Origin of the sequence: Methanobrevibacter sp. (assembly GCF_045112895.1) — an archaeon.
Lineage (GTDB): Archaea > Methanobacteriota > Methanobacteria > Methanobacteriales > Methanobacteriaceae > Methanocatella.
Genome location: NZ_JBGUIH010000006.1, coordinates 31714 through 44695 on the forward strand (window position 1 = coordinate 31714; position 12982 = coordinate 44695).

The following is a 12982-nucleotide window of genomic DNA, read 5'->3' on the forward strand; positions in this document are numbered from 1 at the left end:
TAATTTCAATAATTATAAAATTTAATATAAAATGGGAAGTATTGAAATGACTACAAATGATATAGAAAAACTGAAAAGGGAAAATATGAATCTTGCCGATAAGATCTATATTTTCGACACTACATTAAGGGACGGCGAGCAGACTCCAGGGGTTGCTCTAACTGTTGATGAAAAAATACAGATTGCTCAAAAGCTTAACAATTTGGGCGTTGACAAGATTGAAGTTGGTTTTCCAGCCTCTTCTAAAGGCGAAATCGAATCCGCCAAAAGAATTAAGGAAAGGGATTTGGATTCAACACTTGTCGGTTTGGCACGATCTTTGAAAGGAGACATTGATGCAGTCCTTGATGCTGATTTAGAATACATTCATACTTTTATAGGTACTTCCCCATTGCATCGTGACTATAAGCTTAAGAAATCCAAAGAGGAGATAGTTCAAGGTGCTGTTGAATCCGTTGAATATGCTAAGGACCATGGATTGACCGTTGAGTTTTCAGCCGAGGATGCAACAAGAACTGAAAGGGATTTCCTGTTTGAAATATTCAATGAGGTCGTTGGTGCCGGCGCCGACTTTTTGGATGTTCCCGATACTGTTGGCATATTAACACCAATCATGACCCATGAATTAATCACCGATATCAAAAATAACTTTAAGACTCCTATAAGCGTTCATTTTCACAATGATTTCGGTCTGGCTACCGCCAATAGTCTGACAGCCATTGAATGCGGCGCCAATCAGGCCCATGTCACAGTCAACGGTTTGGGCGAGAGGACCGGTAACTGTTCATTGGAAGAATTGGTCATGACTCTTAAGACCGCTTATGGCGTTGATTTAGGTCTGGACACTACAAGGCTGTACAGCCTGTCCAATCTGGTTGGCCGTCTTACAGGGGTTAAGATGCCAGTCAATAAGCCAATAGTGGGTGACAATGCATTTGCCCATGAATCAGGCATTCATGTTCATGGAATCTTAAATAACTCTTCAACTTATGAGCCGATGTCACCTGAAATGGTTGGTCATTCAAGACGCATTGTTCTAGGAAAGCACACAGGAGCCAATGCCTTGAAATCCAAGCTTAAGGATTATCACATTGACTTGAATGATGAGCAGTTCTGTAAGGTTTTCGATGAGATAAAATCTTTAGGCGACAGCGGCAAGTGCGTTACTGATGATGATCTTGTGGCTATTGCGATTACCGAGCTTGCTTCAGCTCGTGAGACTCCTATTGAAATTAAGGGCATGAGCATTTCCATGGGTGCTAACGTTTCGCCTACCGCTACCGTAAAACTAGAAATCGACGGCGTTGAAAAGGAAACAGCAAGCACTGGTGTTGGACCTGTTGATGCAGCTTTGAAAGCTATTGGCACTTTAATACAGGATACACTTAACATCGAACTTGAAGAATATAATTTGGAGGCCATCAACGGCGGTACTGATGCTTTGGCTGATGTGTTTGTAATCTGTTCAGACCCTGACGGCAACAAGTCAACCGGCAGGTCCATCAATCAGGACATTGTGATGGCCAGTATATTGGCGGTTTTAGATTCTATCAATAAATTATTATTAATTCGAAGGTCAATTTAATTAATTTTTTAATTTTTTTTTAATTTTTTATATTTTTTTTATAAATTTTTTTTATAAATTACTTCTGTTCAAAAAAAATTTTTTTATTTATATATAATTTGTATAATATTCATAGATTTTCTATTTATTGTTTAATATTATTGTTTTCATAATGTAAAATTTTATATACATCATTCACAAATATTTATATGGTGAATTATTTATGGAGAATAATACAATTTTTGTTGGAAGCAAGCCTGTTATGAATTATGTTTTAGCAGTAGTTACCCAGTTTAATGAAGGTTCTGATAGTGTTGTTCTTCGTGCAAGAGGAAAAGCTATTAGTCGTGCGGTAGATGCTGCCGAAATCGTAAGAAATAGGTTTGTTCCTGATTCCGATGTTACAGATATTCAAATTTCTACCGAAGAAATTGAAAACTATAACAACGAAAAAACAAATGTATCTATTATAGAAATTTTAATTGAAAAGAGTCCTTAAAACTCTTTTTAATCAAATTTCTTTAAGAAATTTTTCTCAAATAAATATTTTGAAAGCAGAATATTGGAAGTTCCTTTTCCTTGGGCTTTCACATTGCCTTTTTTTATCGCTTTCAAGACGCTGTCAATATCTTTTTCGCAGTCAATTAAACTGTAGCAGTCACCGACAAATTTCCAATAATGTGCATCACTAGCGCCAAGTCCAGGCAAATTTTGTTTGTTTGATAATTTTTTTGCTTTATGATTGCAGTATCCAACAATGAATCTTGCATTTTTTGTCTCTATTGCATCAATTTTCAAATTCTTATAGTCACTTTTGCATAATAGTCCATGCCGGTAAAAACAGTAGGGATGGGGTATGATTGCAAGCCCAGCCAAATCATGAATTCTGTCAATTGTATCCTGTGGTGTGAGGTCACGCGGTATATTTTCCTCACAGCCAAATCCGAGAATATGGCCTTGTGCTGAAGAAATCTCTATAGATGGAATGGCTAATATATCTGTGTTTCTTGTTTTTTGCAAAACTTCGCTTGTTCCATCTACAGTATTGTGGTCGCTGATGGCTATTATGTCGATATTCCTGTTTCTTGCAGTTTTTATGATATCGTCAATTTTTGAATTTGAATCTGGAGAATATTCACTGTGAATATGGGAATCCATTTTAAGCATTATAATCTATCCTGTTATTGTTTTGATCAAACCGATTGTACCTGTCATCATTACATCTCCGCCTGGAGCGGCATGATGCCAATCAAGATTTGTCTTTTCAATCAATTCCCTTTTCGGTCCGCTGACAATTACCTTTTCTATTTTTGATATAGGATTCAATACATGGGCACCATGCCCGAAGTCTTCATGAACCTCTTCGTGGGTAATTTCGCCTGATGCCAACCGTTTTATGTATCTTTCAAGTGATTCTCCGGTTAAGCTAGATGTGTGATGTTCGAAAACTCCTTGTATTTTTCCATCCTCTATGGATGCGGCCGTAGTATGGCCGTTACCAATATCAATGACAATGAAGCTGTTCAATTTCATAGCCACTTCATCATAGCACATTCCAGCTATTGAAGCGAATTTTGTATCCATCACCAACGGCAACTCTTCTATTCCTTCGCCTTTCACCTGTCTTCTGACCGCCTGCATCCTTGTAAAGTATTCTGGAACGTCCTCCTTAAAGCCGAATTTCAGTGGGGATATGGGTTCTGACACCTTTTCCCTGATTTTTTCAAATCTGAAGTCCCTGTCTCCCATATTTTCATTGTAGCCATGGTCCTGCACTGCTATTGCAATTTTGTCAAGGTCAAATTCCAAATCATAGCCCAGTAGGAATTCAGATAATTTTGTAATGTTTATGTCGCCCATAGTAATTTTTGTATAATTCTTATAGTTTTTGGATTCATCGGCTATTTCGATTCCGATGGCCTTTACCTGCTCTATATTATCACGAATTGTTCTTGCGCATACAGGTTCCATCACTACTTTGTATCCCTTTTCCATATGTTCCAGAATGCTTCTTTTGATTTTTCCTCCACCCATTATTTCTCCTTTAAAATAAATGTCATTTTCAGTTTCCCTTATCTGTTGTGAAATGTATAGGTGCGGAGATGGCAAAACTAGTTTAATGGAGTTTTCCAACTCTTTTTCAGTATCATAAATCATTATGTCCTGGGTTCCTGTTCCCACATCTATTGCTAAAATTCTCATGCTTTTAGATTGTTTTTTATCTTATTAATAATTAAACTGTACATTTTTGTACAACAAAGCTTTAAATAGTACATTGTACAATTTATTATTATGACTTATAAAATTGAATTATCATCCGATGAGGTACCAAAGCAATGGTACAATATGTTGGCGGATTTGCCTTCAGAGCTTCCTGCTCCAAAAAACAGTGAAGGCAAAGATCAAATTGCCGCTTTACAACTTGCGTTTACAAAATCTGCTTTAGAACAGGAATTTGCCAGTGACCGTTATATTAAAATTCCTAATGAAGTGAGAGAATTATATATGGAAATAGGCAGGCCTACTCCATTGGTTAGAGCCAATAAGCTTGAAGAGTACTTGAATACTCCTGCCAAAATCTTCTTCAAAAGGGAAGATACTTCTCCAACAGGCTCTCACAAATTGAATTCAGCTATTCCTCAAGCATATTTTGCTAAAAAAGAAGGTGTTGAAAGATTAACTACAGAAACAGGTGCCGGTCAATGGGGTACTGCTTTATCCCTTGCATGTAACATGCTTGATTTGGAGTGTACTGTATATATGGTAAAGGTTTCATTTAACCAGAAGCCGGATAGGAAAAACATCATGAACATTTATGACGGCGATGTTTATGCATCACCTAGTGAAAACACTAAGGTAGGCCGTGAAGTCTTGGCTGAAAACCCAGACCATCCTGGCTCCTTAGGCGTAGCTATTTCTGAAGCCATGGAAGAGGCATTGGAAAACGATGAAGTCAAATATTCATTAGGAAGTGTTTTGAACCATGTAATGCTCCACCAGACCATTATCGGTCAGGAGCTCAAGACACAATTGGAAATTGCTGAAGAGACTCCTGATGTAATGATTGCCTGTGCCGGCGGTGGAAGTAACCTTGCAGGATCATTGTTCCCATTCATTAAGGATAAGATTGATGGAAACTCTGAAACCCAATTCATTGCTGTTGAGCCTACAGCCTGTCCTACACTTACACAGGGAAGCTATGATTATGACTTTGGAGATTCCAACGGATTTACACCAATGCTTAAGATGTTTACATTAGGTCATGACTTTGTTGCTCCTTCTGTGCATGCAGGCGGATTAAGGTATCATGGAATGTCACCTATCGTTTCCCTTCTGACTAAAGAGGGCTATATTGAACCAAAAGCAGTTCATCAAAGGGATTGTTTCGAAGCGGGCATCACTTTCGCTCGTAATCAAGGCATATTGCCAGCTCCTGAAACTACTCATGCCATTAGGGCTACAATCGATGAAGCTCTTAAATGTAAAGAGACAGGTGAAGAGAAAACCATTGTAATGAACTTCTCAGGTCATGGAATGTTGGATTTAAAAGGTTATGCTAGCTATTTTGATGGGACCATGCAGAATGCTAAATAACTTTTTTCTTTATTTTTTTTGATTTTTTATTGTTATAACTTATAAGTTATTATAAGTTTATTATCAGTTATAACTTATAACTATTAACAAATAACGAATAACTTATTTGTGAAAACAAATACTTTATAAGAGAGAAGTTATAAAATATAACTTATTTGTTAAAAGTTAGTTATGATAAGTTATTTCTTAAAACTTATTTTTTATAACTTACACGTTTTAACTTAAACCTTAATTCCTATCCCTTAGAAGTTAAAACTGATAAGTTATTTCCTTTAAGTTTTAACATAAAAGATTTAACTTAGTTCTTTTAACTTATACTGGATAACTTTAAAGTTATTCTTTAAAACCTTTAAATTTTAAGTTATAATTCATAACTGGTAACTTAAAACTTATCAGATAAAGGAGAATTCTTTCAATGAGTGAAGTAATTGCGGTGATGAATCAGAAAGGGGGTTGTGGAAAGACAACTACTGTTGTCAATACTGCAACATCTCTGGCAGTAATGGGCAAATCTGTTCTGGTCGTTGACATGGATCCCCAAGCTAATGCCACAACTAGCTTTGGAATCGATAAGACCAAAATAGAAAATACAATATACGATGCTATTATTGGGGATATAAATGTTAAAAAAGCAACAATTCCTACGTTTATTAAAAATTTATTTATTATCCCAAGTAATATATCCCTAAGCGGCGCTGGTATGGAGCTTTCCAGACGTGAAAATTATCATATTATCCTTAAGGAAACTCTAAAAGATGTTGTACCATTATTTGATTACATATTCATCGATTTACCTCCTTCATTAGGGGTCATAACAGTCAATGCATTAGTAGCTTCCGACAGTGTTTTAATACCTATCCAAGCTGAATATTATGCCTTAGAAGGAGTAGCTGATTTAATTAATACAATAAAATTGGTTGAAAAGAGACTTAGAAGTCCCACTCCCATTAAAGGAATTCTCCTAACTCTATTTGATAAAAGGACTAGACTCAGTAGGGATGTTCACAGAGAACTTAAAACCTACTTTGGCGAATCAAATTTATTGTTTAAAACTATCATTCCAAGAAATATTAGATTAGCTGAAGCTCCTAGTTTCGGAAAACCTTGCTTAATCTATGATCCTGAGAGTACAGGCACTAAAGCTTATTTGAAATTAGCCAGGGAAATTATTCAAAGGGATGAAAATGTCCAATTGAATGAAGCTAGAAATAATATTGATAAGAAAGGCAAAAGTCAATATAAGATGGTTAAAAGAAATTTGGAAAGGAGTATGGGAGGTAAATAATGGCTAGGAAAGGTCTTGGAAAAGGATTGGCTTCATTAATTCCCGATTATTATAATGAAGATTTTGACAGTAATTCTACTCAATCTCTTGAAGATTTATTAAATGAAAAAGAGGATATATCAGTAGAAGAAGATATATCTAGTGAAGATAAAAAGAATATATTTGAACAAATCGAGGAAGAAAATGATCAAGAAGATAATTCGAATTCCGATACAAGCGGTATCTCTGAAGAACCTAAACCGCGTGAAGAAGTACAAGTGGATAAGGGCGAATCCGAAGACTTACGTAGTGATAAAAGTGGCGGAGAAAGCGTACAATCATCACAAGAAATCAAGATTCAGGAAAAACATATAGCTGAAGTCAAGGAGATTGTTGACAAGAATCCTAGGATTACCTTGTGGTCTTCAAGATCATCAGCCGTTTTCAGATATTTAAGAAAAACCGAACCCGAATTTAGTATTTCTAAAGAGGCATCACTTCTGATTGAAGAAGCCGTTGCTAAAAAATACCCTGAAATATGGGCTTTGTTTGAAGATTACTGAGTTTTTTATATATTTACATTTGAAATAGTAGACAATATATTTAATTAATAATATATTGTATACAAAAATTTTCTATTTTTATACTTATTTTTACCATAATTTTAATTAAATAAAATCAATTTATTTATTAAATATTTTAATTAAAAATCTAAAAATCAAATGTGGTTTGATATTCACCACTTATTTTTATATATGGCTCTGCTCTATCAACTACAACCCCTAATTTTCTGAGCTGCTCTTTATTGGAGAATGGCATTTTTTTCCTAATAGAAATTATTTCACGAGCAGATTTGACACCGATTCCCGGCACCCTTATAAGCTCCACATACGGTGCGCTGTTTATTTCTACAGGAAATATATCCATGTTTTTTGCAGCTAGAATCTTCGGATCTTGATTGAGTGAGAGCTTATCGTTTTCATCAAACACCAATTCTTTGACACTGTAATGGTAATCGTTGAGCAAACTGTCAGCATTGTATAGTTTTGAGGTTCTATTGGTTGAACACGCTTCCCTATTTGAAAATTCAGTTTCTTCGATAGGGGTGAATGCTGAAAAATATGTCCGTTTTAAATCCGATTTTTTGTATATCTTTTCCATTCTACTCAATATTTCCCTGTCGCTTTCACTGTTTGCACCGACAATCAGCTGTGTAGTATGGGTAGAATTTGGATATGTGGTGCTTTTATGCTGCAGGCTGTTAATCCAGGATAGCCTTTTCAATATATCCTTATTGTAGTCTTTTGTGGATGAGAGTTCAGCAAGACCTGAAGGTGTTGCGGCCTCGATATTGATGCTGACCCTGTTAGCTAGTGCCATTGCCCTTTTAATCGAGTCTTTGCTCGCTCCAGGCACGACCTTAAGATGGATATAGTCATCATATCCGTATTTGTTTCTCAGTAGATGAACGGTTTCTATCTGCTTTTCCATTGTAGAGTCTACATCACCTGAAATTCCTGAACTTAGGAACAGTCCGTTTACCAAACCTCTATTGTAGTATCCAAGAAATGCCTTTGCAAGCTCTTCAGGTGACAGTTCCAACCTTGTGAAGTCTCTTCTGGATTGGTTAATGCAGTATTTGCAGTCGTTTTTGCACTTGTTTGTCAATAATGTTTTGAAAAGAGGAATCTTGCAGCCGTTATGGCCTATTGCTTCATATATTCCAGGCAGGTTTACCTGCGAACTTTTGTTGTGACTGACATAATCGCAGAGATCATATTGTGCAGAATCTGTCAAAATTTTCATCTTTTCTAATGTAGACATATCATTTTATTGTTTATTTATTCAATTATTTAATTGTTTGTTTAATGTAGAACAAATTATGTAACCTCAAATTGACAAATAAATAAAAAACTTTATATTAAATGAAAAAAATAATATCACTTGCATATATGTTTGGATTATAGCAGATATAATTAGAGCATGTATGTTAATGAAAAATTTGTTAAAAAATAGTATTAAATATCTTGAAAAAAAACGGAATTAGATGGATTTCCAATTAGTTGGGAACCTATCGAAAGGCTTATGACCAATGCCTTAACCATATTTATTATGGTTCAGTTGAAGGAAATATACCTTGTTAAAAAAGATCAACCGGACTTTCTGTTTAATTTAGGTCCAAGCATAATTAAATAGAAAGGATTAATGGTTCTTTAACCATATAATAAATAGTTTAAATAACTATTTGCTGTATTTCGATATGGCAATGACTTTCAGTCTAATCAGTTATTTTAAATCAATAATTAATTGACTCTAGTCTAATCAGTTATTTATTGGTTTTTAGATGGTTGATCATAGTTATTTAAATTTTATTTATTATCTGCTTTTTTTTTTATTGATTTTTAAAAAATTTTGTTGCATTTTCATCGATTTTTCAAAACGCAATATAAAGATTTATATATGTCAAAGATCAATATACTAATTGATACTATAGGATGCCGCCAGGTATTTTATTGTATTGTTTCCGTAAATTTTTCTATTATTTAATTATTATATCAAAATGTTTCATTAGTTAAAGCAATAGTGATTTATTCTATTGTATATATTCCGCTATTTTTTTCTGTTATATTTATGTATTATTTTGAATCGCAAAGGGTTTTCATTGTTTCAAATTAAGGCAATAATGTTAATTTGCATTTATTGTATTCACAAGTTTTTTTCTATATATTTCTTATTATTAAAAAAGGCAAAAAGTTTTCATTAAATTAAAGTTAAACAGTATTAATTGTTTAAAAAAGGAGAAGTTTATGCGTTTTAAGCGATGTATTTTTTTAACTTTAATGCTATTTTTAACGATATTTTCGATTTCATTTGTGGCGGCAAGTGAAAATGTAACATACGATCAAAACACTGGTGAACTAAACACTCTATCGATGTCTGATGTAACTCCAATCGAAGGGGCTTCAAACACTTTAACTGTGGATTCTGTAGATGAAACAGGCGATTATTCATTGGATACGGCCAGTGAAGATGAAATTGAAATAGATAGCAATAATGAAAATAAATTATTGCGTGCTAGTAATGATGTAGAAATTGATGATGATGAAAATTTAGAAATACTTAGTGCTGAGAATGACTTAGAAGCAGATAATGAAAGTTTGATAGTTCTTGGTGCTAGTGGTGATTTAAAAATTAACAGCGATTTAGTTCTTGGCGCTAGCAATGATGAGCCTGTGCTGGGCAATGACGTAACTGTAACTGGTAATTCAATACAGGATGTTATGAATGCAATTATAGAATGTAGTCGAACTGGTGGGGGTACAGTCTATCTAAATGGTAGAGAGTATAGTGGAAATGCCGCTTCTATAACTGCTGGTGTAAGTACATTTTCGACTGGTCAAACAATTCCGAATGATTATACAATTAGGAATGTTAGGGTTGTTGGTGGAAATCAACCAAATCAAATGGCTACACTTCGAACAAATCGACAGACTGACATTGCAATGACCTTCAGGGGTAACCCACAGAATGGATATTATGTTAGATCTTCTGGTTTAAATTTAGTGAACGTTACTTTTGAAAATATAAGAACTACAGGGAGAATGTTTTCTTTCAACAGTGGGTCTTTGACAGATTGTGTTTTTAATAATCTTGAGTCATATGAGCATCTTTTTTTCATATATGGATGTCACGAGGTGGGTGAAAATACCCCTGGTAATCCAGTACCTCTAACTAACTGTAATTTCACCAACTGTAGACAAACTTATACTGGTGGTGGTAATCATGATATGGGCGACGGTTCCGGTCAGTTAGGTGTACTCTTTGGTGCAAAACTGGAAAAATGTAACTTTATTAATACAAGCTCTGCTAATCACGGTGGTGCTTTTTGTATTTCAGATGAATACGCAGGTGGTGCTGAACGCGTTGCAAGTAGTTTAACTGATTGTAATTTTATCAATATTACTTCTCGATGGTTTGCAGTTTATATACATGGAAATTACACAGGTGATGGTGATCTCCAGCATGACTTTATTACAGAACCTCAAGTGCTTGATAACTGTAATTTTATTAATTGTACATCAACAGGCGAATATGGTGGCGCACTTGGAATAAGCCACAACAATGTAATTATAAGAAACTCCAACTTCACCAACAACACCGGTGGACAAGGTGCAGCTATTATGGTTGGTGGAATCAAGTATCACCATGATGCATTCTTGGGTTATAATATTGAAGGAAATAATATGACCATTGAAAATTGTACCTTTAAGAATAATTGTGCAAGAATTGAAGGTCAAACAGGTACTGAAACCAATAATGGTTCCTCTTACCCTAATGGTAATGCAGGTGCTATTTATGTATGGGGTAATAATACCAAAATCATAAATACAGTTTTTGAGAACAATACTGCTTCAAATGATGGTGCTGCTATGTACATTCATGGTTCAGGCACTATTGTTGAAAATTCAACCTATTATAATAACTCTGCTGTCAATGGTACAGTATACATCGAAGGTTCAAATACAAAAATTACCAATTCAACCTTTATCGATAACACTGCTGCCAATGGTGCAGGTGCTTATGTAGAAGGTGAAAATACTCAAATCATTGATTCAACACTCAAGTATAATACTGCAGTATGTGATGGTAATCCTGAACATTCAGGTTTAGGTGCGGGGTTCCATGTTATTGGTGATAATGCAGTATTCGAAAATATTACTTCCGTAAATAACACTGCCGATTCAGCTGGTGGTTCAATATATGTTATAGGAGAAAATACTCTTGTTGAAAACAGTTTATTTGCATACAATACCGCTCCTGTGGGTGGTGCTATATCCATTGATGGAAGCAATGCAAAATTCTTCAATAACACTATCATAAACAACACAGCTGTGCCTAATCATGTAAGAGACACTGACAATTCAGGTGGTGCTATATATATCCACGGTGACAGAACAAATTTCACCAGCAATAACATTTCAAACAACTTTGCTAAGGATAATGGTGGAGCTTTATATGTCGACGGTACAAATACATATTTCGATGACATTTATGCTGACAATAACAACGCTCTTAATGGTGGATTTGCTCAACTTCTAGGAGCTAACAATTTGATAGTTAAAAACTCAACTTTCACTAATAACCATGCTACTGGTGAAAGTCTTGCGGACAATATTGGTGAAGGTGGTGCTTTCCATATATCTGACTCTCAAAATGCGGATATAGAAGGGTATTTCGCCAATAACACAGCTATCAACGGTTCAGCAATTTATGTAGAAGATTCCACTTTGTATATCCATGATTCTGCTTTCTATGACAATCTTGCTTATACTCATCATTTAGACATAAATCCTGAAAACGCTACCAATTTTAAGGAAGTTGATGATGTAATCATTACTATTACTCATATTGGAGGAGACAATATTGCTAACGCTATTCACGATTTCAATAGAAGTAGTAATATTACCATAAGCAATATCTCATATCTGTTCTATCATAATGGAACTGAGTATGTTAAGAATACCACTGTAGAAAATCAAACACCTGTTTACGGTTGGGAAGCAAGTGAAGATGGTGAGTTATTATACGAAGATGAAAAAGAAAACAATCAAGTCATATATTACACAATTAGGAATACACTTACCAACGAAATTATTGAAGAGGGTTATATAAGAACTGACATTGATGGTACGATTAGCCTTAATTTGACAGGAAAATTACCTGTTGGATTCTATGAAGTTAATGGAACTTATTACGGATCTACATACTATACCGCAGCATATAATTTCACTGCATTATTCGGTATGGAAGGTTTGAATTTGACAATTAACAAAACCGTTAATGAAACTCCTGTTTATGTTGGTGAAAGTGTTGTCTTTACTATCAATGTAACCAATAATGGTCCTTTCAATGCGACCTATGTCAACATTACTGATGTTGTTCCTCCTCAATTTAGAGTAGTAGGTTGTAATGATACTAGGTACAATAATGTAACTGGCATTTTATCTAATGTTACTATAAATGTCGGTGATTCTTTCTTGTTCAATATTACAGCTGTTGCTTTAGTTGTTGGTAATTGGACTAATGTTGCAAATGCTACCTGTAAAGAAAATGATACTGTTGTAGAAGATAATGCGACTGTTGAGGTTCTACCTCTTAAAAATGTAACTGTCAAAAAAGTTTGGACTGATAATAATAACCAGGATGGTGTCAGACCTCTTAATGTCACTGTTTGGTTGTCAGCTGATAATATAAATATTATAAATGCTACTTTAAACGCAACTAATAATTGGACATATACTTTCAATAATTTACCTGTTCGTAGGAATGGTAAAGAAATTGAGTATAACATTAGTGAAGTGAAAGTTGAAGATTATAATGTTACTGTTACCAGATATAATGATAATAATTTTGTAATTAATTTTGTAATTAATAATACTCACACTATTCAATTGGTTAATGTTACTGTTGTTAAAGTTTGGACTGATAATAATAACCAGGATGGTGTCAGACCTGTTAATGTGACTGTTCAGTTGATGAAGAATAACACTGTAATTGAA

The 12982-nt window shown here is 34.6% G+C and carries 8 protein-coding genes and 1 pseudogene; 6 read left to right on the forward strand and 3 right to left on the reverse strand.

Annotated elements, in window-relative coordinates; genetic code table 11:
* Positions 1-31: 31 nt before the first annotated feature.
* Positions 32-1585 (forward strand): 2-isopropylmalate synthase, encoded by a 1554-nt coding sequence (locus tag ACJMLD_RS01615; RefSeq protein WP_405267353.1) that lies wholly within the window; start codon positions 32-34, stop codon positions 1583-1585.
* Positions 1586-1787: 202 nt separating this feature from the next.
* Positions 1788-2063 carry a DNA-binding protein Alba gene (gene albA, locus ACJMLD_RS01620; RefSeq protein ID WP_405267354.1) on the forward strand — a complete coding sequence of 92 codons (276 nt, stop codon included), beginning with the start codon at positions 1788-1790 and terminating at the stop codon, positions 2061-2063.
* Positions 2064-2071: 8 nt separating this feature from the next.
* Here the strand turns inward: albA and ACJMLD_RS01625 are convergent, their stop codons facing one another.
* Positions 2072-2731, reverse strand: a complete 660-nt coding sequence (locus ACJMLD_RS01625) for a PHP-associated domain-containing protein (protein WP_405267356.1) — start codon at positions 2729-2731, stop codon at positions 2072-2074.
* Positions 2732-2737: 6 nt separating this feature from the next.
* Positions 2738-3766 carry a DUF1786 domain-containing protein gene (locus ACJMLD_RS01630; protein ID WP_405267358.1) on the reverse strand — a complete coding sequence of 343 codons (1029 nt, stop codon included), beginning with the start codon at positions 3764-3766 and terminating at the stop codon, positions 2738-2740.
* Between the two features lie 90 nt (positions 3767-3856).
* Between ACJMLD_RS01630 and ACJMLD_RS01635 the strand changes: the two genes are divergently transcribed.
* The 3 genes and pseudogenes from ACJMLD_RS01635 to ACJMLD_RS01645 all read left to right on the forward strand — a co-directional run bounded on the left by ACJMLD_RS01635 (position 3857) and on the right by ACJMLD_RS01645 (position 6985).
* The gene (locus tag ACJMLD_RS01635; RefSeq protein WP_405267360.1) at positions 3857-5158 is read left to right on the forward strand and encodes a TrpB-like pyridoxal phosphate-dependent enzyme; all 1302 of its coding nucleotides are present in this window, start codon (positions 3857-3859) and stop codon (positions 5156-5158) included.
* A 415-nt stretch (positions 5159-5573) separates the two neighbouring features.
* Positions 5574-6338 (forward strand): annotated as a pseudogene (locus ACJMLD_RS01640) (ParA family protein); the annotation flags it as partial.
* Between the two features lie 104 nt (positions 6339-6442).
* The gene (locus tag ACJMLD_RS01645) at positions 6443-6985 is read left to right on the forward strand and encodes an AAA family ATPase (protein WP_405267362.1); all 543 of its coding nucleotides are present in this window, start codon (positions 6443-6445) and stop codon (positions 6983-6985) included.
* A 148-nt stretch (positions 6986-7133) separates the two neighbouring features.
* Here ACJMLD_RS01645 and ACJMLD_RS01650 read toward each other — a convergent pair whose 3' ends face one another.
* Complete coding sequence (locus tag ACJMLD_RS01650; RefSeq protein WP_405267363.1) at positions 7134-8246, reverse strand: radical SAM protein; 1113 nt, start codon at positions 8244-8246, stop codon at positions 7134-7136.
* A 983-nt stretch (positions 8247-9229) separates the two neighbouring features.
* Here ACJMLD_RS01650 and ACJMLD_RS01655 point away from each other — a divergent pair.
* Positions 9230-12982: Cna B-type domain-containing protein (locus ACJMLD_RS01655; protein ID WP_405267365.1), on the forward strand; the 3753-nt coding region annotated here is incomplete at its 3' end.

Bases quoted from the DNA above. Each gene is read 5' to 3' on its own strand.
- ACJMLD_RS01615 (WP_405267353.1), top strand. From the start codon at position 32: ATGGGAAGTATTGAAATGACTACAAATGATATAGAAAAACTGAAAAGG.
- albA (WP_405267354.1), top strand. From the start codon at position 1,788: ATGGAGAATAATACAATTTTTGTTGGAAGCAAGCCTGTTATGAATTAT.
- ACJMLD_RS01625 (WP_405267356.1), bottom strand. From the start codon at position 2,731: ATGCTTAAAATGGATTCCCATATTCACAGTGAATATTCTCCAGATTCA.
- ACJMLD_RS01630 (WP_405267358.1), bottom strand. From the start codon at position 3,766: ATGAGAATTTTAGCAATAGATGTGGGAACAGGAACCCAGGACATAATG.
- ACJMLD_RS01635 (WP_405267360.1), top strand. From the start codon at position 3,857: ATGACTTATAAAATTGAATTATCATCCGATGAGGTACCAAAGCAATGG.
- ACJMLD_RS01645 (WP_405267362.1), top strand. From the start codon at position 6,443: ATGGCTAGGAAAGGTCTTGGAAAAGGATTGGCTTCATTAATTCCCGAT.
- ACJMLD_RS01650 (WP_405267363.1), bottom strand. From the start codon at position 8,246: ATGTCTACATTAGAAAAGATGAAAATTTTGACAGATTCTGCACAATAT.